This window comes from Comamonas sp. F1-6, assembly GCF_039581415.1.
Lineage (GTDB): Bacteria > Pseudomonadota > Gammaproteobacteria > Burkholderiales > Burkholderiaceae_C > Comamonas > Comamonas thiooxydans.
Genome location: NZ_JBCPWN010000039.1, coordinates 1 through 23,161 on the forward strand (window position 1 = coordinate 1; position 23,161 = coordinate 23,161).

22 protein-coding genes and 4 pseudogenes are annotated in these 23,161 nt (G+C 57.1%); 14 read left to right on the plus strand and 12 right to left on the minus strand.

What is annotated here, in order from left to right:
• The 4 genes and pseudogenes from AAIL66_RS23395 to AAIL66_RS23410 form a co-directional block, all read left to right on the plus strand.
• On the plus strand, positions 1–903 hold a 903-nt coding region (locus AAIL66_RS23395), incomplete at its 5' end, for a site-specific integrase (protein WP_343497879.1).
• Entirely contained in the window at positions 887–1,363 is a 477-nt protein-coding gene (locus AAIL66_RS23400) for a nucleotidyltransferase domain-containing protein (RefSeq protein ID WP_317628173.1), read from the plus strand. The genes AAIL66_RS23395 and AAIL66_RS23400, both read left to right, overlap by 17 nt.
• Positions 1,353–1,769, plus strand: coding sequence for a DUF86 domain-containing protein (locus AAIL66_RS23405; protein WP_343497880.1), 417 nt, complete (start codon positions 1,353–1,355; stop codon positions 1,767–1,769). Before AAIL66_RS23400 ends, AAIL66_RS23405 begins: the two co-directional genes overlap by 11 nt.
• A gap of 171 nt (positions 1,770–1,940) precedes the next feature.
• Positions 1,941–2,138 (plus strand): annotated as a pseudogene (locus AAIL66_RS23410) (transposase); the annotation flags it as partial.
• Positions 2,139–2,160: 22 nt separating this feature from the next.
• On the opposite strand, the gene AAIL66_RS23415 reads toward AAIL66_RS23410, so the two are convergent.
• Together AAIL66_RS23415 and AAIL66_RS23420 are read right to left on the minus strand one after the other, a co-directional pair.
• Positions 2,161–3,257, minus strand: a protein-coding gene (locus tag AAIL66_RS23415) for an IS3 family transposase (protein WP_198424716.1) whose coding sequence is annotated in 2 segments (ribosomal slippage) — positions 2,161–3,005 and positions 3,005–3,257 — 1,098 coding nt in all. Because the reading frame shifts where the segments join, the coding sequence is not laid out codon by codon here.
• Positions 3,258–3,284: 27 nt separating this feature from the next.
• Positions 3,285–3,707, minus strand: a pseudogene (locus tag AAIL66_RS23420) (NAD(P)H-dependent oxidoreductase); the annotation flags it as partial.
• A 274-nt stretch (positions 3,708–3,981) separates the two neighbouring features.
• Here AAIL66_RS23420 and AAIL66_RS23425 point away from each other — a divergent pair.
• From AAIL66_RS23425 to AAIL66_RS23445, 5 genes are read left to right on the plus strand one after another with little or no spacing between them, the layout of a single operon-like run.
• A complete protein-coding gene (locus tag AAIL66_RS23425; RefSeq protein ID WP_343497881.1) occupies positions 3,982–5,115 on the plus strand; it encodes a cupin domain-containing protein in 1,134 nt (377 codons plus the stop codon).
• A 47-nt stretch (positions 5,116–5,162) separates the two neighbouring features.
• Positions 5,163–6,074: a fumarylacetoacetate hydrolase family protein gene (locus AAIL66_RS23430; RefSeq protein ID WP_343497882.1), complete on the plus strand. Its 912-nt coding sequence runs from the start codon at positions 5,163–5,165 to the stop codon at positions 6,072–6,074.
• A 16-nt stretch (positions 6,075–6,090) separates the two neighbouring features.
• Positions 6,091–7,125, plus strand: a complete 1,035-nt coding sequence (locus AAIL66_RS23435) for a carbon-nitrogen hydrolase family protein (RefSeq protein WP_343497883.1) — start codon at positions 6,091–6,093, stop codon at positions 7,123–7,125.
• On the plus strand, positions 7,122–7,877 hold the full coding sequence (locus AAIL66_RS23440; protein WP_343497884.1) for an Asp/Glu racemase: 756 nt from the start codon (positions 7,122–7,124) through the stop codon (positions 7,875–7,877). The genes AAIL66_RS23435 and AAIL66_RS23440 overlap by 4 nt, the downstream gene beginning before the upstream one ends.
• A 60-nt stretch (positions 7,878–7,937) precedes the next feature.
• Positions 7,938–8,909 carry a tripartite tricarboxylate transporter substrate binding protein gene (locus tag AAIL66_RS23445; RefSeq protein ID WP_343497885.1) on the plus strand — a complete coding sequence of 324 codons (972 nt, stop codon included), beginning with the start codon at positions 7,938–7,940 and terminating at the stop codon, positions 8,907–8,909.
• A 91-nt stretch (positions 8,910–9,000) separates the two neighbouring features.
• On the opposite strand, the gene AAIL66_RS23450 is transcribed toward AAIL66_RS23445, so the two are convergent.
• From AAIL66_RS23450 to AAIL66_RS23460, 3 genes are read right to left on the minus strand one after another with little or no spacing between them, the layout of a single operon-like run.
• A complete protein-coding gene (locus AAIL66_RS23450; protein ID WP_343497886.1) occupies positions 9,001–9,537 on the minus strand; it encodes a 4-vinyl reductase in 537 nt (178 codons plus the stop codon).
• Positions 9,538–9,546: 9 nt separating this feature from the next.
• Positions 9,547–10,035 (minus strand): aromatic-ring-hydroxylating dioxygenase subunit beta, encoded by a 489-nt coding sequence (locus AAIL66_RS23455; RefSeq protein ID WP_343497887.1) that lies wholly within the window; start codon positions 10,033–10,035, stop codon positions 9,547–9,549.
• Between the two features lie 2 nt (positions 10,036–10,037).
• Complete coding sequence (locus AAIL66_RS23460) at positions 10,038–11,354, minus strand: aromatic ring-hydroxylating dioxygenase subunit alpha (RefSeq protein ID WP_343497888.1); 1,317 nt, start codon at positions 11,352–11,354, stop codon at positions 10,038–10,040.
• A gap of 73 nt (positions 11,355–11,427) precedes the next feature.
• Here AAIL66_RS23460 and AAIL66_RS23465 point away from each other — a divergent pair, with 73 nt between their 5' ends.
• Positions 11,428–12,375, plus strand: coding sequence for a PDR/VanB family oxidoreductase (locus AAIL66_RS23465; RefSeq protein ID WP_343497889.1), 948 nt, complete (start codon positions 11,428–11,430; stop codon positions 12,373–12,375).
• Positions 12,376–12,429: 54 nt separating this feature from the next.
• Here AAIL66_RS23465 and AAIL66_RS23470 read toward each other — a convergent pair whose 3' ends face one another.
• A complete protein-coding gene (locus AAIL66_RS23470) occupies positions 12,430–13,134 on the minus strand; it encodes a GntR family transcriptional regulator (protein WP_343497890.1) in 705 nt (234 codons plus the stop codon).
• Between the two features lie 192 nt (positions 13,135–13,326).
• Here AAIL66_RS23470 and AAIL66_RS23475 point away from each other — a divergent pair, with 192 nt between their 5' ends.
• Complete coding sequence (locus AAIL66_RS23475) at positions 13,327–14,052, plus strand: SDR family NAD(P)-dependent oxidoreductase (RefSeq protein WP_343497891.1); 726 nt, start codon at positions 13,327–13,329, stop codon at positions 14,050–14,052.
• Between the two features lie 45 nt (positions 14,053–14,097).
• Here the strand turns inward: AAIL66_RS23475 and AAIL66_RS23480 are convergent, their stop codons facing one another.
• The 5 genes from AAIL66_RS23480 to AAIL66_RS23500 are packed head-to-tail and all read right to left on the minus strand — an operon-like array spanning position 14,098 to position 18,971.
• A complete protein-coding gene (locus AAIL66_RS23480) occupies positions 14,098–14,709 on the minus strand; it encodes a flavin reductase family protein (protein ID WP_343497892.1) in 612 nt (203 codons plus the stop codon).
• Positions 14,710–14,714: 5 nt separating this feature from the next.
• A complete protein-coding gene (locus AAIL66_RS23485) occupies positions 14,715–15,914 on the minus strand; it encodes a dienelactone hydrolase family protein (protein WP_343497893.1) in 1,200 nt (399 codons plus the stop codon).
• Positions 15,915–15,928: 14 nt separating this feature from the next.
• The gene (locus AAIL66_RS23490) at positions 15,929–16,225 is read right to left on the minus strand and encodes a zinc ribbon domain-containing protein (RefSeq protein WP_343497894.1); all 297 of its coding nucleotides are present in this window, start codon (positions 16,223–16,225) and stop codon (positions 15,929–15,931) included.
• Positions 16,222–17,364 (minus strand): thiolase family protein, encoded by a 1,143-nt coding sequence (locus AAIL66_RS23495; RefSeq protein ID WP_343497895.1) that lies wholly within the window; start codon positions 17,362–17,364, stop codon positions 16,222–16,224. The genes AAIL66_RS23490 and AAIL66_RS23495 overlap by 4 nt, the downstream gene beginning before the upstream one ends.
• Positions 17,361–18,971 carry an ATP-dependent acyl-CoA ligase gene (locus tag AAIL66_RS23500; protein ID WP_343497896.1) on the minus strand — a complete coding sequence of 537 codons (1,611 nt, stop codon included), beginning with the start codon at positions 18,969–18,971 and terminating at the stop codon, positions 17,361–17,363. The genes AAIL66_RS23495 and AAIL66_RS23500 overlap by 4 nt, the downstream gene beginning before the upstream one ends.
• Positions 18,972–19,207: 236 nt before the next feature.
• Here AAIL66_RS23500 and AAIL66_RS23505 point away from each other — a divergent pair, with 236 nt between their 5' ends.
• The 3 genes and pseudogenes from AAIL66_RS23505 to AAIL66_RS23515 all read left to right on the plus strand — a co-directional run.
• A complete protein-coding gene (locus AAIL66_RS23505; protein WP_343497897.1) occupies positions 19,208–20,398 on the plus strand; it encodes a porin in 1,191 nt (396 codons plus the stop codon).
• A 210-nt stretch (positions 20,399–20,608) separates the two neighbouring features.
• Positions 20,609–21,476: pseudogene (locus AAIL66_RS23510) on the plus strand (IS3 family transposase); the annotation flags it as partial.
• Positions 21,477–21,569: 93 nt separating this feature from the next.
• Positions 21,570–22,253, plus strand: a pseudogene (locus AAIL66_RS23515) (IS30 family transposase); the annotation flags it as partial.
• Between the two features lie 109 nt (positions 22,254–22,362).
• Here the strand turns inward: AAIL66_RS23515 and AAIL66_RS23520 are convergent.
• On the minus strand, positions 22,363–23,139 hold the full coding sequence (locus AAIL66_RS23520) for a phage capsid protein (RefSeq protein ID WP_343497898.1): 777 nt from the start codon (positions 23,137–23,139) through the stop codon (positions 22,363–22,365).
• Positions 23,140–23,161 lie beyond the last annotated feature (22 nt).

The window sequence follows — 23,161 nt, forward strand, 5'->3', positions numbered from 1 at the left end:
AATACCCTGACTGAATACGTTTTTCCCAAGTTGGGAGCAAAGCTATTGGCTGAGATTCAGCCTGCTGATGTTGCGGATGCGCTCAAGCCCATTTGGCTTGAAAAGGCGGAGACGGCAAGTCGCGTCAAGCAAAGAATCCATACGGTGATGGCTTGGGGGTGGGCACATGGTCACTGTCAATCGAACCCTGTGGATGTAGTTACCCATCTTCTGCCACAGCAGCCAGGCAAAGCTGTGCGGACGCAGCATCACCCCGCAATGCCTTGGGGGCTGATTCCTGCTTTCGTACAGAAGAACTTACGTACAAAAGGGCGTGTCGATGTAACCCGGCAGTTGCTTGAGTTTGTAATTTTGACGGCCTGCCGTTCAGGCGAAGCACGGGGCATGACTTGGTCCGAGGTAGACTGGAAAAATGCAGTTTGGACCGTGCCAGCTGAGCGTATGAAGGCCAAGCTGACCCATCGCGTGCCGCTGTCTCCAAGAGCTATGGAAATTCTTGAAGCGCAAAGGCATCAACATGAACGCTTGGTTTTCCCTTCAGTAAGAGTGCGGGGAGAGCTTTCAGATATGGCTATCACCTCGCTGTTGCGCAGGTTGAATGTTGAAAGCGATGTGTCTGGGCGCGTGGCAACTGCCCATGGCTTTCGTTCGAGCTTCCGTGACTGGTGCAGTGAGCAAGGCTACTCTAGAGATCTGGCCGAGCGTTCGTTGGCGCACACCATCAAGGATAAGGTTGAGGCTGCTTACCACCGTACCGATTTGCTGGAGCAGCGGCGTGAGCTGATGAATGCCTGGGCAGCATTTGTTGTGGGTGTAGAGTCAACGGCAGACGGTACAAAGAAGGTGCCTCAACGTGCGCTCTCCAGCCTCTTACGGCCAAGATCTGATGCCTCAAGGGGTTAACGCGAGCAAGTACGGTGCATTCGGTGAAAAAATCAAGATCAATGCGTATAAATCAAAATCCCTCATGAACTATCAAGGCATCGTCGATCATCTTCGAGAAGCAGTTGCTAGCTTGTCTGCTGTGTATGTCTTTGGCAGTCAAGTCACTGGCCATGCAACGGCAGAAAGCGACTTGGATGTTGCTCTGCTGACAGATGATGATCTATCAGCTGAAGAGTTGTGGGATCTGTCCAGCTCGTTGGCTAACTTGGTGAAGTGTGATGTTGACTTGTTAGACCTGAGGGGTGCTTCTACGGTCATGCAATACCGCATCATCACCACTGGCAAGTGTGTGTGGGCTAAAGACAGCCAAGCTGCGCTTTATGAGAGCTTCATCCTCAGTCAAAAAACTGCCTTAGACGAGGCGCGCGCAGGTCTGCTGCAAGATATTCAAACAACAGGAACTGTCTATGGTCGATGACGTACTGATTAACAAGGCAGCGACCATTGAGCGCTGTGTGATCCGTGCCAAAGAAGAGTACGAAAAATCACCAACCACGTTTGCGTTGGACCACACACGCCAGGATGCCGCCATCTTGAACGTGCAGCGGGCGTGTGAAGCCGCGCTGGACATGGGGCAGCACTTGATTCGCCGCGAAAGGCTTGGCATCCCACAGAGCTCGCGTGACGTATTCACCTTGCTGGCTCAAGCGGGTTGGATTGAGAGCGACTTAGCCACACGCATGCAAAAAATGGTGGGCTTTCGCAATATCGCTGTGCATGACTACCAAGCGCTGCAGCTACCGATTGTGGAGGCCGTGATCACCAAGCATTTAGGCGACTTTACGGCTTACAGCAAAGCGATCTTGTTGAAGAACTCTAAGTAACCTTCTTCAAAAAGAAATGACGACAAAGAAAAAAACGAGCTGGAGTGACCTAAAGGCTCAGCTCGTTGGCCTAGAAAAAACTGAGCTACTGCAGTTGATCAAAGCGACGTCTCCCCGGAATTGAGTAGCAGTTGAGCTTGGAGTCCAATCCCATGCAACAGGAGATTGGACGTGAAGAAGAGATTTACGGAAGAACAGATCATTGGCTTCCTGCGGGAAGCCGAATCGGGCTTACCGGTGGCCGAGCTGTGCCGGCGGCACGGCTTCTCCGAGGCCAGCTATTACCTCTGGCGCAGCAAGTTTGGCGGTATGAGCGTGTCCGATGCCAAACGTCTGAAGGAGCTGGAAGCCGAAAACGGACGGCTTGAAGCTTCCTCGTTTCCTGCGCCACCTAAAAGTAGAGGTTGGGGAAACGTTTGACACGATACGCGACCGGCGGAATCCGGCCCAGCGATTCATGTGGACGATGGTGGTTATAGCGATGCAGCCAGTCCTCGGTCATCGAGCGCACCTCCTGCAACGATTCAAAGACATAGCAGTCGAGCACCTCCGTGCGATAGGTTCTGTTGAAACGTTCTACGTAAGCGTTCTGCGTCGGTTTACCCGGCTGAATGTGGCGCAGCTCTACGCCTTTGCGCTGTGCCCATTGCTTTAAAGCCTGGGCGATGAACTCGGGCCCGTTGTCCAGGCGAATGGACTGCGGTGTCCCACGGACCTCAGCGAGTTCCTCCAAGGCACGTACCACCCGAGCGGCGGGCAAGCTGGTGTCAATCTCGATACGCAGGCACTCCCGGTTGAATTCGTCAATGACGTTGAAGATTCTGAACCGTCTTCCTGACCACAGGGCATCGGACATGAAGTCACAACTCCAGCCCTGGTTCGGTGTTGGGGCTGCCTCCAAGGGCTGCTTGATGCGCTGCGGCAAACGCTTCTTGCCTCGCCTGGGCAGGTTCAGTTTGAGCTGGCAATACACACGCCAAAGCACAGTCTTGCCCCAGGGCTGCGCTTGATAGCGGGCACTGTCGTAAAGCAGCCCAAACCCGTGGCGAGGATTCAATGCCACGTATCTTTGGATGAAGTCGATTACCCCGGAGTCGTCGCAGACCACACGTGCATATCGCTGCGTGGAGCGAGCCAGGCCCGCAGCTTGGCAAGCTCTGCGCTGGCTCAGGCGATGCTCGCTCATGAGCGCATGCACGATGGACCGACGGCGCTCCGGGGTCAGAGCTTTCGCTCAACGACATCCTTTAGCGCATGGTGCATAAGTGCCAAGTCGGCATACATGCGCTTGAGCTTGGCATTCTCTTCCTGCAGCAGCCGCATCTGGGCCAGATGGGATACGGACATCCCTGAATACTGGCTCTTCCACTTGTAGTACGTGGCATCGCTGATGCCGTGCTTGCGGCAGGTGTCACCGACTTTGGCGCCGAGCTCGACCTCTTTGAGGATGCCGACGATTTGCGCTTCACTGAATCTGGATTTCTTCATGCAGAGACCTCCGTGGGGGTGGATTCTCTACTTTTGAGTGGCGCGAAGATTCGAGGAGGCTTCAATGAGCACCGCGCTGACACCTTCAATGAGGCCCATGGGATGGGTCTCGGTATACCTGAAGGTAAACCGGGCACGGGCAACCAGATCGAACCAGTTCTTCAACTGGGTCGGTACGTTCAGGTTATACATGGGAGCCCCTATCAGCAGCACATCGCTCGCCTTGAGTTCGGCAACCAGTTCGTCGGACAGGGCGACCACGCCTTTCGCGCCCTTGCTCAGGTTCTCGGCTCCCCACAGCGCGTGGAACACTTCATGGACGAGAACCGGCAGGGTGAGGGCGGCAAGATCACGCACGACTACCTCATCATCGAACCCTCTGGTTTGGCGCTCGGCCAGGAAGGTATCGATTAGGGCATTTGTCTGGGAGTTGCTGCCCATGATGCTGGACTTGAGTACGAGAGCCTATCGAGTTGGCTAGCTAGAGTTTTGCAGCAGCGCTCTTTTAGAGCTCTCTCATTCTGCATCACTATAAAAAGAATACTTATAAAATTTCTTGCAATGAAAATTATTCTAAATAAATCAATGATATAAGAATAATGATGTCTTGAATCCATCGTTTACCCTAGTAAAATTTCAAAAACGGCGCAAAATAACATACAGTATACTTTTTGGATTGGGGGCGACAGTTTGCTCACCACGCTATGACATCCAAGGAGTACTGATGACCAAAGAAGCTAACTACGACGTCTACCGGGAGGACGTGGCGGGACGCGCCAATGTAGAGGATACGCCTGAACTTGTTGCGTATTACAAGGCGTTGGAGCGATTCGACGCTGGAGCGCTATGGACCGTAGCCAACAAGATTGAGCCCTGGGAGCCCAAGTCAGTCTCAGTTCCGATGATCTGGCGGTATCGCGATCTGCGCGAGCATGTTCTGCAATCGGTTGCGCTAGTCACGCCTGAAAAGGCGGGGCGACGTGTGATCTATCTGAATAATCCGGGGCGCCAAGATGTGTCGGCCGCTGTGGGTTGGCTGTATTCGGGATTGCAGGTGATGCATCCGGGCGAGTGCGCCTCCACGCACCGGCACTCGGCATCGGCGCTGCGCTTCATCATGGAAGGCAGCGGGGCGTACACCATTGTTGATGGGCACAAGATGTCTCTCGGGGCGAACGACTTCGTTCTCACTCCGAACGGCACATGGCACGAGCACGGCGTGGATGAGTCGGGTTCGCCCTGCATCTGGCAGGACGGTCTGGACATTCCTTTCGTGAATGCGCTGGAGGCCAATTTCTATGAGGTGCATCCTGATTTGCACCAGCAGGTTGCCTACCCCGTGGATGACGCCACCCAGACCTGGGGCGGGACTGCGTTGCTGCCACATGGGCAATCGTGGAGCAAGTCTTACTCGCCGCTGTTCAAGTACGAATGGGCACCGACCTACGAGTCTCTGAAACGCCTTGCCAAGGTAAGCAAGGGTTCCGAATTCGACGGTGTTCTCATGCATTACATCAACCCGGTGACCGGTGGCTCAGTCATGCCCACGATTGGCGCGAGCATGCAGCTTCTGCGTGCGGGTGAACACACCAATGCGCATCGCCATACCGGGAGCTATCTCTATCAAGTGGCCAAGGGCGAGGGCTACTCGGTCATCAACGGCAAGCGCTTTGACTGGCGCGAGCGAGACATCTTCTGCGTGCCTTCCTGGGCCTGGCATGAACACGCCAACACGCAGGCGAGCGAAGACGCATGTCTGTTCTGCTTCAGCGACCTGCCTGTGATGAAAGCGCTGGGCCTGTATCGCGAAGAAGGCCTTGGAAGCAACAGCGGCCATCAAACCATCGAATCCAACTGATTCGACGAACTCAAACACTTTTACTAAATCACTTATCCGGAGAAATCATGCGTCTCGTTACTTACCGTCAAACCGTCGTCGATGCAGCACGCCTGGGCGTCATTCAGGGCGATGAAATCGTCGACGTGCAGCGCCTGGGTGCAAGCGTGGGCATGGAGCTTCCTGCGTGCATGCTGGCATTGATCGATCTCGGGCCGTCGGCGCTGCGCACGCTCAAATCTTTGCTCGACAAAGCCAATGGAGAATGGCTGCCGGGCTGCTCGGTTCCGGCGGTGAATGCGCAACTGCTCGCGCCCATTCCACGGCCGCGCAAGAACATCTTCGGCATTGGCCTGAACTACGTCGAGCACGTGGCGGAGTCGAGCCGCACGCTGGATACGTCGAAAGAACTGCCCAAAGAACCTGTCATCTTTTCCAAGCCACCGACAACGGTGATCGGACCGGGCGAGCCGATCCGCCACAACGCCAGGATCACCCAGCAGATGGACTGGGAAGTCGAGCTGGCTGCAGTCATTGGTCGCCGCGCAAGCGGTGTGAGCGTTGAGAACGCGCTGCAGTACGTGTTCGGCTACAGCGTGATGATCGATATCAGCGCACGCGATTGCCGCCGTGCCGGTCAGTGGATCTACTCCAAGGGGCAGGACAGCTACGGCCCGTTTGGCCCGTGCATCGTTACGGCAGACGAGATTCCGGATCCTCAGTTTCTGGATCTCTGGCTCACCGTCAATGGCGAAATCAAGCAGAAGTCCAACACCCGTCACATGCTATTCAAGGTGAACGAATTGGTGGCGGACATCAGCGCGGGCATCACGCTGGAGCCGGGAGACATCATCGCCACCGGAACTCCGGAAGGCGTGGGCGCAGGCCGCAGCCCGCAGGAGTGGCTCAAGCCCGGCGATACGGTTGTGGCCTATGTCGAGAACATCGGGCAGATTACGCACCCTGTGGTCGCGGTGTGAGGCGGAGGCAAGCAGCATGCTCAATCTTCCAAAATTCAAGGTGGCTGCCGTTCAGGCGAGCCCGGTGTTTCTGGACACACCTGCAACCATCGACAAAGTCTGCCGACTGATCTCCGAGGCGGCAGCGGGCGGTGCGCAACTGGTGGTGTTTCCTGAAGTCTTTGTTTCGGCATACCCTTACTGGAGCTGGGTGGGGACTCCAGTTGAGGGCAGCCCCTGGTTTCAGAAACTGTGCGAATCCGCTGTCGAAGTGCCAGGCCCGGAGATGGCCCGCGTGGCTCAGAAGGCGCGTGAATGCGGTGTGTATGTTGCGATCGGCATCAACGAGCGGGCGATCAACAGCATCACCACAATCTTCAACACGATGCTGCTCATCGGTGCAGACGGAAAGTTGCTCGGCCGCCATCGTAAGCTCGTTCCGACTTGGGCGGAGAAGCTGACCTGGGCCCCGGGTGATGGTGCAGGCCTTCGGGTGCATCACACGGACATCGGCCCGATCGGCATGCTCGCCTGCGGAGAAAACACCAACACGCTCGCACGCTTTTCCTTGTTGGCTCAGGGCGAGCTGGTGCATTTAGCCAGCTATATATCGCTGCCTGTAGCGCCGCCTGATTACGACATGGCTGAAGCCATCAAAGTGCGCGCCATGGCACATTCTTTTGAAGGCAAAGTCTTCACGGTGGTGTCTTGCTCAACCATTTCGCAGGACATCATCGACCAGATGGAAGAGGTCTTCCCCGGTGCTGCCGCGCTGCTCAAGCGAAAGAACAGTTCATTCTCCGGCGTGATCGGCCCGGACGGGCGCGTGGTCGGCGAGCCGCTGATCGACACGGAAGGCATCTTCTATGCCGACATCAACCTCTCGCGCTGTGTTCAGCCGCGCCAGATGCACGACATCACAGGGCACTACAACCGCTTCGACGTGTTCGATCTGCGCGTCAACCGTCATGGTCTAAAACCTGCTTATTTTCAAGATGCAGAGTCGCCAGCGCTGCCAGATCTCCTAGATTCCGCGCAGGCATTTGAAGTTGTTTCCGGAGAAAACGCATGACGCAGAAATCATATCGCATCGGGCAGATCGTCCCGTCGTCGAACACCACCATGGAAACGGAAATCCCGGCGATGCTGCTGGCCCGTCAGACCATTCGACCCGAGCGCTTCACCTTTCATTCGAGCCGTATGCGGATGAAGAAGGTGGTCAAGGAGGAATTAGAAGCCATGGATCGCGACAGCGATCGCTGTGCACTGGAATTGAGCGACGCGCATGTCGATGTGCTCGGCTACGCATGCCTTGTGGCCATCATGAGCATGGGCCTTGGCTATCACCGCAAATCGGAAGTGCGCCTGCATGAGCGCACGGTTGAAAACGGTGCACCTGCGCCCGTCGTAACCAGTGCCGGTGCATTGGTGGAGGGCTTGCATGCCCTGGGTGCCAAGCGCATCGTCGTGCTGTGCCCTTACCTCAAGCCACTCACGCAACTGGTGGTTGACTACCTGAAGGCGGAAGGTTTCGAGGTGCTGGATTTCCTGGCGCTGGAGATTCCGGACAACCTGGAAGTGGGACGTCACGATCCGCAAAAGCTGCTGGAAATCTACAAGCGTCTCGATCTGAAAGGCGCAGATGCGCTGGTGCTGTCAGCCTGCGTACAGATGCCTTCCTTGCCCGTGATCGCCGAGGTCGAAGCGCAGGTCGGCATCCCCGTGGTGTCGGCGGCAGTCTGCACCACCTACATGACGCTCAAGAAACTGGGGCTGGAAACCATTGTTCCCGACGCAGGATCGTTGCTCAGCGGCAAGTACTGATCGTTTGTCATTTTTTCCCCATGACGATCTGAAGACCTATCTCACGCAAACCATAGCCTCATGAAGACAGTTCTCAAATCCATTGCCTGCATCGTGTTCTCTGTCACCAGCGTCATTGCGGTGGCGAAGGATGTCTACCCGTCCAAACCCATCAAGGTCATCATTCCGTTTCCACCTGGTGGCGCGGTGGATTCATTCATCCGCAACATCGGGCCGGAACTGGGGGCAGAGTTGGGGCAACCCATCGTGGTTGACAACAGGCCCGGTGGCGGCGGGCAGATCGGCGCTGCCGCCATCTCGGGAGCTGCGGCAGATGGATACACCATATTCGCCGCCGAGATGGGCACGTACATCTTCAATACGATGATCTACAAGAACATCCGCTATCAGCCGCTGCGCGACTTTGAAAACGTCGCCATGCTGGCCCGGGCGCCGATGGTGATGTACACCAGCACTTCCGGATCGATCAAGACCTATGCGGCTCTGAAGGAAGCGCTGAATGCGGGCAAGAACCTCAACTACGGCTCGTTCGGGCCCGGAACAGGTCCGCACATCCTGGGGCATATGCTGTCGCAGCTCAATCCCGCCTCCAAATTGATGCATGTGCCATACAAGGGCGCGCCTCCAGCCATTCAGGCCATTATGGCCAATGAGATCGACATTCTGTTCGACGCGGTTCCGGGCATGCTCAACATGGTTCGCAACAACAAGGGCGTGCCTTTGGCGGTGGCGGCAACACAGCGCAACGAGTTCCTTCCGAACGTGCCGACGACGACGGAGCTGGGCATGCCCAATCTGAAGATGGACATGTGGATCGGCGTTTCCGTGAAGAAGGGTACCCCCCCAGCTATCGTCAACCGCCTGCATGATGCATTTGAGAAGGTTCTGGCGCAGCCTGCGGTCTGGAAGCGGTTCTCGGATTTCGGCTTCAGCCGGGCGAGCATGTCGTCCGCACAGTTCAACACTTTCATCGAGTCTGAAATGACGCGCTATCGCCACATCATTTCCGAGACGGGCGTGACAGTAGATTGATTGAGAGAAGGGCTGGGAAGTCGGGAAATCCGGCTTCTTCGCGTGATGTGTGAAGGCAGACTCGCAGGTGTCGAGTCTGCCTTCATTTTTTTCAGCGGGAAGAAGAAGGCGCCGTCATGGCCGGACGTGCGCGAAAGCGGCATACGGGGGCTTCGCCGCCGTGGTTTTCACATGCGCAAGAGAGCTCGGCTACATCGGCTGGTCGCGCCCAAAGGGCTTGCGCAATTGCACGCAGCATTCCGACGATAGGTTGACAAACAGGAGCCTCTGCGGATCGTGATCCGGCTGCGAACGGACTGTTGCGCACCTCCAGCAACAATTCGTCTTCTTCCGTGCGAAACGACCAGACGCCCCAACCCAGCGAAGCCGACCCATCCACCATGGTTTGCAGCAGCGCCTGCGTGCCCACTTGCGCGAGATAGGACCGCACGCTGTCGCCCCCGAAATCCGTGACGGAATCGCCGAGTGAGGCCAGCATCTTGAAGCGGGTATGCGGATCGAGCTTGTCGAACGCGCCCATCAGAACGTCGGCACGCATGATGACGTAACGGCGCGGGCCGTCCATCACCTGGCCATCGGGCAGATCGAACTGGAGCCGCTTATGCAATTGAATCGAAGACTGGGTCATGCCGGGCCTTCAAGGAAAGAGCTGGATCATCTCATGCGCTGCCGGCGCATTCAGAAGATCCACGCGTTTGAGAACGATTTCAAAACCGGATGCGTTCTGGCGCAGCCGGTGGCGCCATGTTCCGGCGAGCATGTTCTGTCGAGAACCGCGAGTTTCGATGTAGACAAACGGCGTGTAGACCTTCCAGTCATCGCCTTCGAGCGAGGCTGCCTGCGCCTGAGGTATCTGCAGCACATGAACGCTGCGCGCTCCTGGCTCAAGAGAGTGGGCGCGGGCGCCGTGAAGGCGTTGAATGCGCGTTGCCAGCAGGATGCGATCTTCATACGCCAGCGAGTTCTCGCTGAACGGGTCGCTTTGCTGGTCCCCCGTCAGCGGCACCCAGTAGCGACCGTCCTGTGCGAACAGGGATAGCCATTCGGTGTAGCGGGCTTCGTTGAGTAGCTTTGCTTCATTCAGAACGAACTGAACAGGCGTGATGGGTTGGGTTGTATCGGTCATTGTCATTCCTGCACTGGCTCGGCCATGTACTTCGCCCAAGCCTGAAACTGGTTTCGCATCAACAGCTCGCTCGTGCCTTTGCATGGCATGGTCTGCGTCACCTGCTCGGGCTGCCCATTGGTGCCTCGGTGCAGGCTGACCCATTCGTTGCCCTGGGATTGCAGGCCTTGCTGAACGCTTTCAAACAGATGAACGTCGTCATGCGCGACGATGGACATGGGCGAAAACACGAGGCGGTTGTAGGTCATGGCGCGTTCGCTCAGAAGCTCCGGAGCACCTTCGGCCCGAAAGCTCCAGGCTTCGATCAGCATGCGATCAACGGCCAGCGGCCTTATCACCCGCATCACCAAGGGTGCGCCTTTGACGGCGATGCTGGGAAATAGCACGGAGTTCTGCGGTGCCTTGCTCAGGACTTCCATGGCATGGGCTTCGCCATGCGTCGCGCTCAGTGCATCCAGGTAGTCCTGCGGATAGGCGTAGCCAGTGTGCGTGCTTAGCTTGACGGCGAGTGCACTGTGCCCGTTGGGATAGACCTCGGCGTCCATCTTGGTGAAGAAGTCGTAGCCTGACGCGAACGGCAGCATCTGCTCCACGGAGATCGGCATCGATGATTTCTGTGGTTGCTTCTCCCAGACGGCCTTTGCGGCCTTGCCTGCTGATTCGTGAGTGGATACGGGATGCACCGTGTCGTTGATGTTCTCCAGGTACATCTTCCAATTGCAACGGATGGTGTTGCGGATCACGCCGCCCGTCATTTCCAACCTGCCGGAGGGCGAACGGTCGGCCATGTTGTCCAGCCACTGCAGCGATTCGCCAAAGTAGTCTTTGAAGCCGACGCCATCTTCATCCAGACGGACAAAGACGAAGTCCCGATAGACCTCGGCAGCGCCCACACGTGTCAGCCCTTGGCCGGACTTGCATTGCGACAGCCTCGACTCGGCATATTCCTGGCGCAGGGGAATGCCCAGCGTCTTTCCATCCAGGCGATAGCTCCAGGCGTGATAGGCGCATTGCAGCACCTTGCCGGCATTGCCGCTCTCGTTTGTATAGAGCTTGGAGCCCTTGTGCGCGCAGCGGTTGTAGAACACGTTGATCGAGCCATCTGCCTGGCGAACGACGAGCAGCGGGCGGCCGGCCAGATCCAGGGTCACATAGTCGCCAGCCTTCGGAATCTGGCTTGCGTGCGCAACGAAGTTCCAGGTGGCAGCAAAGAAGCGACGCTGTTCCTGCTCGAAGACGTCCTCGGATATGTAGACATCGCGATGTACACGGTCTGACTCGACCAGCGACGAGATGGGTGGTGTTGGCCGGTGTTTCATGGCAAGTTGCAATGGTTTTGGTATCAATAGTATACTGTATTCTATTTATGAAATAACCGATGATTTGCTGCCCATGAACACCCAATTGAAACTTCGCGTAGCCGAGAAAAAAGCGATTGCCGAAGGCATCGTACTGCTTGAGTTGATTTCTTGCGACGGGGCGGATCTGCCCGCCTTCACGGCAGGCTCGCACCTGCAGATCGAACTGCCCGGAGGCCATTCGCGTGCCTACTCGCTTTGCAACGATCCGGCGGAGCGGCATCGCTACCAGTTGGCGGTGAACCTCGACGCTGCATCCCGCGGTGGCTCGCGGGCGGTGCATGAGGCGATTCACGCGGGAGACACTGTTGAAGCGCGTGAGCCTAACAATCTTTTTGCGCTTGAGGAGTCAGCGCCGCACTCAGTACTGTTCGCCGGAGGAATCGGCATCACGCCCATGTTGTCGATGGTGCGTCGCCTACAGGCACTGGGTTCCCGTTGGGAGTTGCACTACAGCACGCGCTCGGCTTCGCGATGTGCGTTTCTGGATGAGTTGACCACTGGCGAGCTGGCGAAGCAATCTCGACTGTACTTCGATGATGGCGCGCGTCTGGACATCCGGAAAGCTTTGGCCGCAACGCAGGAAGGCACTCATCTCTATGTATGCGGTCCAGCCGGTTTCATCGACGCGGTTCTGGGAGCAGCGAAAAATCTCGGATGGAGTGAGGAACGACTGCATTCGGAGCGTTTCTCGGCGCATCCGGTCGAGGCATCCGGCAATCAGGCATTTAAACTGGTGCTTGAGCGCAGTGGCCTGACGCTCGATGTGCCCGCCGATCGCAGCGTGATGAGCGTGCTGCTAGAGGCTGGAATCGATCTTCCGTTTTCCTGTGAGCAGGGCGTGTGCGGTACCTGCATTACTGACGTGCTGGAAGGTAGGCCAGACCATCGTGATCAGTGTCTTGATGAAGGAATGAGGCAGCAATGCTTCACGCCATGCTGCTCCCGGTCGCTCGATGGGTTGCTGCGTATTGATCTGTAGCGGCCAGCAACTGACCACCCGTAGTGTCGTCGGTGGGTGGGGCTCAGTCCTCGCTCATGCCTCGTCCTTTTCCATCAACGCCTGTTGTGTCGCGTAGTACGAACTGGCCGACATGCGCAGGTTGTGGGCGACACGATCCTTCACGGCTTCCGTGTCGCGCTTCATGAAGGCGGCGAGGATTTCCTTGGTGTGGTAGAGCGAGATTTCACGGAATTCCGTGTCCTGCAGCGTCGCGATCCGCACGTATTGCGCATGATCCCGCAGCCGATAGATTGTCTGCACCAGGCGCGGATTGGGAACCATGTCGACCCATGCCGCCCAGAACGCCCAGTTCGCATCCATATAAGCCATCACGTCAGATTTGCGATGAGCTTTTTCAGCAGCATCCACGGCCACTTTCATCTTTCCAAGGCCTTCCACGGTGGCATGGCTGCACGAAATCGCCGCTGCAGGAGCTTCCAGCAGCAGGCGCACTTCAAACATGTTCGCGATGTCCTGTGGAGTGAACTGCGGGAGTATGAAACCCCGCGATGTGCCCTCAAGGTAACCCTCGGTCTTGAGCTGCAGAAGCGCCTCTCTCACCGGCATGCGGGAGACCTTGAGCTGCGCCGCCAGTTCGTGGTCCACAAGCCGGTCTTCCGATGTGATCTCGCCTTTGTGCAGGCGATCCCTGAGCAGTGCGTACACCTGGTCGCGAATGCTTTGTTTAGGCAGTTCTCCCGCATTGAGCACGGGTGCCTTCAATGGTGTTGTAGACATTGAAAAGTAGATTTCTGAGCTGACGGGCATTGTGCCAGAAGCCTCGATTGTGATACCTAACACAATTAAATATACAGTATACTTTAATGAGGTGACTGGATCGCCGGTCTCAACCAGAACGGGAGTTTTCAAGATGACGGGATATGAATGGGCCTTGGGCGTTGCATACACTTCAAATCAGGGAGTCATGGAATGAGGAGCTCACTCAAGGGTGCGAATGTATTGTTGTTCGGCGGCTCGGGGGGCATCGGTAAGGCCTTGCTACAGAGCTTGGCCCGGGCAGGTGTGGCGTCCATCGTCGTGGCCGCACACAAGGTTTCGTCGCATGACGTGGTCGGTGTCGATATTTCAACTGAAGTGATCGATGTGACCAGCCTTGCCAGCGTGCAGGACCTAGCGCGACGGCTGAGTGATCGCGACATTGCCCTCGTGATCAATTCCGCCGGCGTCAACAGCAATGAATCGCTGTTCTCGACGAACGCCGCTCTCAACGCGCGGCGCGAAATGGAGGTCAACTGCTTCGGCCTGATGAATGTGGGGCTCTCCTTCGGCCCTGCGCTGGCTGCGCGGGGTGGCGGTGTCCTGATGAACGTGCTGAGCTTTCTGAGTCACGCCAGCTTGCCGCCATTGGCCACATATTGCGCGAGCAAGTCTGCTGCTCACTCGCTGAATCTGTCGTTGCGCGCCGAACTCAGGCCCAAGGGCGTCCGGGTTTGCGGTGTGTACCCGATGGCGGTAGACACCAGCATGAGCCGCGATCAGCAGGGGCCCAAGATGTCCCCGGAAATGCTGGCGCAGGAGATGGTGAATTTCCTCGCAGGAGACTGCGAAGATCTTTATCCCGGAGAGGCCTTGCACGCCTACGACGCATGGCTGCGCGATCCTCGTGGATTCCAGGCGGAGATGCTTTCGTCGTGAACACCAGAACTTGCGCAGACCTGTTTACTCTGCGCAAGTTCCTCTTCAGGCTGGGCGTCTCATCTGGAGAAGGTTTTGCGCGCCAATCCAGTGGTAGTCCGCCGGACCGCCGGCGCGCACGATGGTTCTCGTGTCGCCCCAGGTGAAGACCCCATCCACGATGAGCGAAGGATCGATGCTGACACCGATCACTTCCGCAAACAGGATGTGGCTGCCCACGATATGTCCGCTGCGGTCGCGCAGTGGAAAGTCCTCCACCACCTGGCATTCGAGCGATACCGGTGAACGCTCCACTCGCGGGGTGGCAATGCGTGTCGATTGGGCGCTGCTCAAAGCAGTCAATTCGAACTCGCTGCCTTTGCTGGAGCTGCTGCTCAGGTTCATAGCATCGGCCAGATCTTCGGTCACGATGTTGACGACGAATTCGCCGCGATGGATGGCGTTTCGCAGCGAATCTTTGATACCGTCACTCGCAAAAGCGACGATAGGCGGCGTGTAGTTAAAGATGCCGAAGAAGCTGTAGGGAGCGAGATTGAGCTGACCTGTCTCGCTAACGGTCGAGATCCAACCGATAGGCCTAGGGCCCACGATCGAGGCAATGGGATTGTGTTTCAAACCATGCCCCTCGCGCGGCGCGTAGAAATAGCGCTGCTTCATCCAGCTCACCAAGTCGCGATCAATCGGTTGCTGGGGATGCTGTTATCCGTGATCTTGTCGGCACCTTCGGCTCCGACGACGGGCAGCGTTGCCGCGTCAAGCATGCCGATCTGCACCAGCACGCTGGCCTGATCCCAATAGATGTGTTCATGAGAAAGCTTGTCGCCAGTGAAGCGCACGATACCCACCAGACCAAAGCGAACCTTGCGTCCTGTCGGCGCGATGCCGGGCAGCAACCAATCCATCTGGCGATCATGGGTGAAGCTGAAGATGACCTCATCCACGATCTGGCGGACACCTAAGGTGCGCGAGACCGAAACCTGGGTTGTGTCGTCGGGGTTCGCTCCGATGAAGTAGTTCTTGTAGAAGCGATGCAGATCCGCGTATCCCACGCCGCCGGTCATCGTAGGGATGTGGTTCACATATGGCTGCGCCACCATGGTACCCATGGTCAGATCGGCATCGCGCGTAGTGAATTCGTAGTCGAGATGCGCTTCCCAGAGCGATTCCAGGTCATAGCTCGGGCCGACACGGGGCACCAGAAAGTTCAGCGTGCGGTCATAAGCAAGGCGTGCATTGTCGGCATTGAAGTGCACCGAACCAGCGCGTGCGAAGGCGTGATCGCAGCCCGCGTAGAAGTTTGCCTTGATGGAGCCGCGGGCTGCGCTTCGGATGATCTCTTGAGCTTCGGGTGGGCAATAGGCGTCCAGTTGCGGCACGTGTAGCAGCGCGGCTTTGCCATCAGGTAACGCTTGCGTGACCAGTGTTTCGAGTCCCACGCCGTAGTACGAAACGGATGAGTTGATTTCCGTATCGAACAGGGCTTTGAAGGCGAGCCGGCCGCCAAGACAGTAACCCACAGCACTGGCCTTTCCTTCGCATCCGTGCATGGCCTTGGCAAACCCGATCACCTTGGCAATGTCTTCCATGGCCTGGTTGTCATCGAATGCCTCAAGCAAGGCGAGTGCCTTCGGCATCGCATCCGGCTCAGAAGGATCGATGTCGATACCCGCGCCTTGTCGCCAGAACAGATCCGGCGCCATCGCTACATAGCCTTCAGCGGCATAGGTGTCGCACAGGCTACGGATGTTCGCGTTGACTCCGAAAATCTCCTGCAACACGATGAGCAGCGGGCCCGTGCCACCGGAGGGCAGGGAGATGTAGGCACCGAGTCCCTCGGTTGTGATGGCTGTGAGTTTATTCATGAAAAGTTCTTTCCTTATGGTTTAGAGATGACGATCGCGCCCTCGTCCGTCTGCGAAATCCGCACAAGCGTGCCGATGGGTGGCGGTGTTTCAGATACGGCGATGAGAGTGATGCCGGTTTCGGTGCGAAGCTCGACCAGGCAGCGCCAGTTGCAGTCTTCGGGAATCCGGTGCACAGGCACGACGCCGGTGACCTCGGCCTGCGAAAGCGGCTTTCCTTCAAACGAGGTTGAACCGCAGCGATGGCAGCGCAAACGCGCCGGGAAGTAGTGCGCTGCGCAGGTGGTGCAGTTGAAAATCTCGACGTTCATTGCACGCCCTCCAGAATGACAGCGTTGGCGCACATGCCGTATCGGTACTCGACCATACCGTAGCCCGACACGAGTGCAGTGCGGGCCGCCGGAAGTTGACGATCTCCGCATTGGCCGCCCAATTGACGGATGGCTTCGACCAAACCGTGCATGCCGCCCGCGGTTCCGGCTTGCCCAACCGAAAGCTGCCCGCCCGAGGTGTTGAGCGCAATACGATCTTCTGCCACTGTTTCCCGAAGGAAGCGGTGCATCGAGCCGTCTTCAATGAAGCCGAGATCCTGCAGCTGCACCAGCGACATCACGGGATAGTCGTCATAGACCGAGACAACATCGATGTTGTCCTTGGTGAGACCGGCTTGTGAGAACAAGCGCCCAGCCACTTTAGACAGACCTGTCTGAAGCCCATCGCCTTCATGGTTGTCGAAGTTCTGGCACGTTTGGATGGAGCGTACGCGAACACAGCCTTCGGTGCGTGTGACTTCATCGGCATGACTGATCAGGATCGCATTCGCACCGGACACCACGGGCACGCAGTCAAACACACCCAATGGGTCGGCAACAGGCGCTGCGTTCAGATAGTCGTCCATGCTCATGTTGGAGCGATAGACGGCCAGCGGATTGCGGCTTGCATTGCGACGCTGTGCCATCACCAGTTTGCCGTAGTCGCTACGATCCAGCTTGTGACGAGCCATATGGCGCTGCGTTACCAAGGCAAACAGTGAGTTAGGGTTGGCGATGGTAAGTGGCCTGAGTAGGGTCTGAGTGGTCCGGTTGTAATTGGCAACTAGATCATGAAAATCTGCCGGTTGAAACGAGTCGCCCGCCAGCAGCACGATGTTGCGCGCCAGTCCGTTTTCGATGGCAGCAACCGCATGCTGCAGGAGGTTGATGCCGGAGACGCCGCCGTTTGCGTCATCCATGAACCAGGACAGCGAGAGGCCCAGTCGCCAAGACATGTCCACACAGCGATCAGGGCGCAGCGTGAAGGAAGCGATGCCAAGTCCATCGATCCGGTCTGCTGGAATGCCTTGCTGTTCAAGAAGCTCATTGAAGGCCTTGCCAAGCCATTGCGTGGTGGTTTCCGTGGAGCGGCGTGCGTAGGGAACTTCGACCGCACCTTGTATTAGTGCTTTGTTCATCGCTTGATCACATGACCACTGCTGGCCAAGTCCCATGTATCCGAGGTGCGGCCTTCGGCACGCAGTTTGTATTTCTGGACTTTCCCGTTTTCGGTCTTGGGCAGTTCTTTCAGAATGCGCAGGAAACGGGGAATCGCGAAATAGGGCAGGCGCGGCTCGATCCACTTGATCAGCTCAAGTGGATCCAGGTGTTCGCCATCGCGAAGAATGATCGAGCACATTACTTCGTCTTCCGCAAGCTCCGAAGGCACGGCGTAGGCTGCCACTTCGGCCACGGCAGGGTGGCCGTTCACGACCTGCTCGACCTCGTAGGAGGAAATGTTCTCGCCCCGGCGCCGGATGCTGTCCTTCATGCGATCGAGGAAACGGTAGTAGCCGTCTACATCGCGCAGCACGCGATCGCCTGTGTGAAACCAGAGATTGCGCCACGCTTCGCCGGTCTTTTCCGGCATATCGAAGTAGCCAGAGGAAAACGCGAAAGGCTCATCGTTTCGCAGAATCAGCTCACCCGGTGTTCCGTGCGGCACTTCATTGTCGAACTCATCGACGACTCGCGCTTCAAAACCCCGGGCCACCTTGCCCATCCAGCCGGGGCGAGGATCATCGTGGGGCGTGCAGATCACGAAGTTGGTTTCGGTCGAGCCAAAGCCATCCAGCACCTGGATGCCCGTGCGACTGACGAATTGCTCGTAGTGCTGTGCGGATGCACCCGGCGCGAGAGCGACGCGCACGCGATGCGCACGCTCCGAAGCGTCAGGCTCGCGAGAGAGCAGCATCGGCACCATCGCGCCGAGCAGGAATGTGACGGTCGCCTCTGCGGAGATAAGGTCGCTGAAGAAGCGCGACACGGAGAACTTACCTCCAACCACGATGCGACCGCCACATTGCAGCGCCTGGAAGAAGGTGTTGAGCGCATTGATGTGAAAGAGCGGCAGGCAGGTGTAGAGCACATCGCTTGCATCAATTCCGATGTTCTGAAGCGAGTGCTGCCCCCACCAGAACAGTTGCGCATGCGAGCAGATGACGCCTTTGGATGGGCCGGATGTGCCGGAGGTGTAGATCACCACCGCCGGGTCGGTGCTGTGTGGCTCGTATGCGGCGCTGCTCTCGGCGATGGCGGCCTTAGAAAACGGAATCAGTTGGGGCAGATCGGCGTTGGCGGCGCAATCATCAAGTGACCAGATCGCCTCTAGCCCGTCGACGCTTGCCGAATCCGCCACGCGCGCATTGGTGATATGTGCGAGCAGCTCGTTTTCGGTGATGAAGATCCGGGCGCGCGAATTCTTGATGTAGTACGCGAGCTGGCTGCCACGCGAAGCGGTGTTGACCGGAACCAGAATCAGCCCCGTCAACGCACAACCCACGAGCACGGAGATGAACTCCGGACGATTGGTGCTCTGCAATGCGACGCGGTCGCCACTGCGCAGGCCGGCTGCAGCAAACGCCTTGGCGAAGCCGGCTCCGGAATTCAACAAATCTTCAGCGGTGAAATTCTTCGCCCCCTGTGTGAGCAGTGGTGAATGAGGTGCTTTCTCGATGCGCTCACGCAATAGGTGAACGAGGTGGCGGTTTGCAGGTTGCGGAGATAGAGGGAAGTGATTCAGCATGCTTTGATCCATGAATTTTAAATAAGTATACTGTATTCAATTGCTCTCAGGGAGTGAGATTTTTTGAATGAAGTCGATGCCTTTTGTTGAAGATTTTACGAATTTCTCTTATAGAAAGCATTCCAGCTGAGACGGCCTTAGCAGGAGTATTTCTCCCTCAGGGAAAACGCTTGCTCTCTGCTTGCGTGATGTTTATCAAAAACAAATATACTGAATATTTTTAACGAGAGGAAGCCATGTCAGCGTATACAGATCAGGCAATAGCGGCACATAGTCATACATTCATCAAGCACGCGTCTGTCGCGTCGTCGCCTGCGTACTCATCGGTTTCGGGGCGCAGGGCAATCGGTCTTACCGCGTTGGGTGTGGCATTGGCAGGGGCTGTTGCTGCCAATGCCAACGCATCGTCCGTGACGATCTACGGCATATATGACTTGGGAGTCACCCAAGTCAGCAACATTGCCGGTTCATCCGTAACGCGAATGGACGACAGCATTCTTCAAGGCAATCGACTGGGATTCCGTGGCAGGGAAGACCTGGGTAGTGGCCTTGAAGCCTTCTTTAATCTGGAAATGGGATTTGCAGGAGACACTGGCGCACTTCGCCAGGGTGGAGCGGGATTCGGCCGCGCTTCGCTCGTGGGGCTATCTCATCGGGGACTGGGCGAGATTTCCCTTGGACGCCAATTCGACCTGATGAACCCCACGCTGGTTCAGTTCAGCCCGATCTCTTCACAGGGCGTGTACTCCGCAACGGTGGGCGATGCAGATCGGGTGGGAGGAAACTGGCTCAACAACATGATCACCTACAAGAGTCCGGTGATCGGAAATTTCAGGTTTTCAGGACAATACAGCTTCAAGGAAGATGGCACTAGCACCACTAACGCCGGGCGGGCCTTCAGTCTTGGCGGGAGCTACAGCAACGGGGGCTTCAATGCAGGTGTTGCGATGACCGATATTAAGGGCTACACCGTCACGCCCGCCACAGCGTTCGGTGTGTCAAGGTTTCTAGATGCTGCGATCACCAGCAAGACTTCCATCAAATTGGCAAAGTACCGTACGGTTGGCGTGGGCGCGGGATATACCATGGGCCAGTTCACGCTGAGCGGGCTGATGACCAATACACGTTACGAAGGCAGTTCGGGGCGCTCGCAGAGCATGACGAGCTTTGTGATTCCGCTGGTCTACCGGCCAACAAGCCAATGGTTGTTTGAAGCGGGGTACTCCCAAAGCCGAATGGATGGCTCACAGTGGCGTGGCATCAACCTGATGGCGGATTACGCGCTGTCCAAGCGTACTGATATCTATGCTTCTGCAAACATCACGCGAGCCACTGGCAATGGAGCATCCGCAGTGATTTTCACGTTGCCAACATCAAGCAGCCAAAACCAGTCCGCACTGCGATTGGGCGTGCGGCATCGGTTCTGAGTTGAGGTCCAACTGCTAGATAAGCGGTGAGCCGAGCAATTGTGTGCTGCCATGAAATAAATCTAACTGCTGCTCGCAAAGGGGGCGACAGCACTCTGGGAGCAGTGGCATCGAACAAATGCGTAGCCCGATGACAACTACGCCCTCGCTGGGCTGCTGCCGGTTTCAAAGACACCTTGTTAAGGTGGAGGATGAAACCGGAGGTGGTTTATGGGGACGAGACGGCAGTTCAGCCGGGAATTCAAGGTTGAAGCGGTCAAGCTGGTGACCGAGCGAGGCGTTGCAGTGGCGCAAGCTGCGCGCGACCTAGATGTGCACGAGACGTGGCTGAGGGCATGGATGCGCGAGCTGACGGCAGACTCGCAGCAGGCGTTCTCCGGCAAAGGTGTGATGAAGCCCGAGCAGGCCGAGATAGAGCGGCTGCGCAAGGAGGTTGCCAGGCTCAAGATGGAGCGCCACATTCTGAAAAAAGCCGCGGCCTTCTTCGCCAAGGAGTCGATGTGACGTTCGGCTTTGTTGCGAAACACCGAGGGGCCTGGCCGGTGAATGAGGCGCTCGGTGTCTCGCGAAGTGGCTTTTATGCCTGGTTGGTGAGGCCACGCAGCCAGCGTAGCCTGAGTGATGAGCGGTTGGGTGCGCAGGTACGACAAAGCTTCTTGGGTAGCGACCGAACATACGGAGCACGGCGCATCTGGCATGACGTGCTGGCATTGGGGGGCGCTGTGGACTGCACCGCATTGAGCGACTGATGCGTGAACAGGCGCTACGCGCATGGCCGCGTCGCCGAGGTCTGCCTAAGGACCATGGCGAGCGCAGTGCCATCGTCGACAACTTGCTGGATCGCCAGTTCAAGGCCGATGCACCGAACCGCAAGTGGGTGGCCGACTTTACCTATATCTGGACGGCTGAAGGCTGGCTGTATGTGGCGGTGGTGCTGGACCTGTACTCGCGACGCATCGTGGGTTGGTCGATGCAGTCCAGCATGACAAGCCAACTCGTGGCTGATGCGCTGATGATGGCTGTTTGGCGTCGTGGACGGCCGCAGGAATTGCTGCATCACTCTGACCAGGGCAGCCAGGGCGGATTCAACGCGTCGTTGCAACACACTAACCACCGCATAGGCAGCAGGAGTGTTGCAAATGAAGCAGCGACCCAGAATCTACTATTCGGATACCCCGGCGACGAGGGGCGCCACGTGTCACACGAGACCATCTACCGCAGTCTATTCATTCAAGCGCGTGGCGCCTTGAAGAAGGAACTCTTGGAACACCTCATATGTACTCGCGGAATGCGCCGCTCACGGCACTACACGCAGAAGACGGCAATCCATGGCCAGATCGCCGATGCAGTCACGATCCGTGAACGTCCGGCGTGCGTTGAAGACCGAGCTGTGCCTGGGCATTGGGAAGGCGATCTGGTCTCTGGCAGTGGCAACAGCCAGATCGCGACCTTGGTCGAGCGTCAAACGCGCTACGTGATGTTGGTGAAGCTCGATGGCAAAGACACGCAGATGGTCGTCAAGGCGCTCATCAAGAATGCCCGCAAGCTGCCACAGGAACTCTACCAATCTCTGACCTTGGACAGGGGCACCGAGATGCATGCCCACAAGCAATTCACCTTGGCCACGGACATCCAAGTCTACTTCTGCGATCCGCAAAGCCCATGGCAGCGGGGAAGTAACGAGAACACGAATGGGTTGCTCAGGCAGTACATGCCCAAGGGCATGAACCTGTCAGGGCTGTCACAGCATCAACTCAACGCGATAGCGAGACAATTGAACGAGAGGCCGCGCAAGACGCGCGGCTTCCGTACACCCGCGGAGATGTTCAGCGAATGTGTTGCATTGACCGGTTGAATCCGCCCTGCAAAGGCGTCAGTGGAAAGGCTAAATGAGACTTTCGGGAAAAAAAGACATATAAACCAAGCCCCACTAATGTGGGGCTTGGTTTATGACTTTCATGCAGCTATTCGCTAGATGCAGTTCTTGGAATTTCGGGATAAAACTCTTCCATGATCTCAGATGTCTCATCGGGCGCATCTTCAAAACTGCCATTAGCAAACCCAAGCTGCGCTGCCGAGTCCAAAACCGACTGATCAAATCCAGCAGCCAAGCGCTCATTTGCGATCATGCGTGCTTGAGCGATAGCTTCATTCAAAGAAATCCCCGAACGCACCACCAAGTCCGCGTAATAGATGGCCGATCGATGCGACTGCGTGGTGGACTTGCCACGCAGCTTGAGCTCCAGCGGCATGCAGGCTAGGTGCCCGCCAGAGACTGCAGCGAAATATTGCAGCCGCGCTGCCAGAGTGCGAATGCTGTTGAAGCCCGTGGTTCTGAATACAAAGCTGCCCAACTCATCGCTGTCGTCAATACTCACGTTCAAGCGGCCGTAGGGCTTGCAATGGCCCATCCCAAACCGGCATGTATCCGGACCAGGGCAGGCCAACTCTTCAAGACCTTTATCTGTCACACGCTTGCAGCTCTCGCCATTGCCGACGCACAGCGGGCGAGCGGTACTGCGATCAAACATGCAGTAATCAGCTCGGAGGTTCAAATCTGGATCATTGAACAGCACCCGCACTGGGATGCTGCGCAGCTTGCGCCTTGCCGTGCTCGGTGCAGCCGTTGGCGTATCTGCCACACCCATCTTGTCTTTGAGTGAGCGTTTGCCTGTGCGAGTTTGGGTAGCGCTTGCGGACGTTTCACTTTGCACATCGGAAGGCTCTGTGCCTTCTTTTATGCCGCCGGAAACTTGACCAGGT

Coding starts and splice junctions, on each gene's coding strand:
- AAIL66_RS23480 (WP_343497892.1), bottom strand. CDS start 14,709: ATGAAGCAGCGCTATTTCTACGCGCCGCGCGAGGGGCATGGTTTGAAA.
- AAIL66_RS23460 (WP_343497888.1), bottom strand. CDS start 11,354: ATGAAACACCGGCCAACACCACCCATCTCGTCGCTGGTCGAGTCAGAC.
- AAIL66_RS23475 (WP_343497891.1), top strand. CDS start 13,327: ATGAGGAGCTCACTCAAGGGTGCGAATGTATTGTTGTTCGGCGGCTCG.
- AAIL66_RS23455 (WP_343497887.1), bottom strand. CDS start 10,035: ATGACCGATACAACCCAACCCATCACGCCTGTTCAGTTCGTTCTGAAT.
- AAIL66_RS23485 (WP_343497893.1), bottom strand. CDS start 15,914: ATGAATAAACTCACAGCCATCACAACCGAGGGACTCGGTGCCTACATC.
- AAIL66_RS23430 (WP_343497882.1), top strand. CDS start 5,163: ATGCGTCTCGTTACTTACCGTCAAACCGTCGTCGATGCAGCACGCCTG.
- AAIL66_RS23465 (WP_343497889.1), top strand. CDS start 11,428: ATGAACACCCAATTGAAACTTCGCGTAGCCGAGAAAAAAGCGATTGCC.
- AAIL66_RS23445 (WP_343497885.1), top strand. CDS start 7,938: ATGAAGACAGTTCTCAAATCCATTGCCTGCATCGTGTTCTCTGTCACC.
- AAIL66_RS23470 (WP_343497890.1), bottom strand. CDS start 13,134: ATGTCTACAACACCATTGAAGGCACCCGTGCTCAATGCGGGAGAACTG.
- AAIL66_RS23495 (WP_343497895.1), bottom strand. CDS start 17,364: ATGAACAAAGCACTAATACAAGGTGCGGTCGAAGTTCCCTACGCACGC.
- AAIL66_RS23450 (WP_343497886.1), bottom strand. CDS start 9,537: ATGACCCAGTCTTCGATTCAATTGCATAAGCGGCTCCAGTTCGATCTG.
- AAIL66_RS23435 (WP_343497883.1), top strand. CDS start 6,091: ATGCTCAATCTTCCAAAATTCAAGGTGGCTGCCGTTCAGGCGAGCCCG.
- AAIL66_RS23490 (WP_343497894.1), bottom strand. CDS start 16,225: ATGAACGTCGAGATTTTCAACTGCACCACCTGCGCAGCGCACTACTTC.
- AAIL66_RS23405 (WP_343497880.1), top strand. CDS start 1,353: ATGGTCGATGACGTACTGATTAACAAGGCAGCGACCATTGAGCGCTGT.
- AAIL66_RS23500 (WP_343497896.1), bottom strand. CDS start 18,971: ATGCTGAATCACTTCCCTCTATCTCCGCAACCTGCAAACCGCCACCTC.
- AAIL66_RS23505 (WP_343497897.1), top strand. CDS start 19,208: ATGTCAGCGTATACAGATCAGGCAATAGCGGCACATAGTCATACATTC.
- AAIL66_RS23400 (WP_317628173.1), top strand. CDS start 887: ATGCCTCAAGGGGTTAACGCGAGCAAGTACGGTGCATTCGGTGAAAAA.
- AAIL66_RS23425 (WP_343497881.1), top strand. CDS start 3,982: ATGACCAAAGAAGCTAACTACGACGTCTACCGGGAGGACGTGGCGGGA.
- AAIL66_RS23440 (WP_343497884.1), top strand. CDS start 7,122: ATGACGCAGAAATCATATCGCATCGGGCAGATCGTCCCGTCGTCGAAC.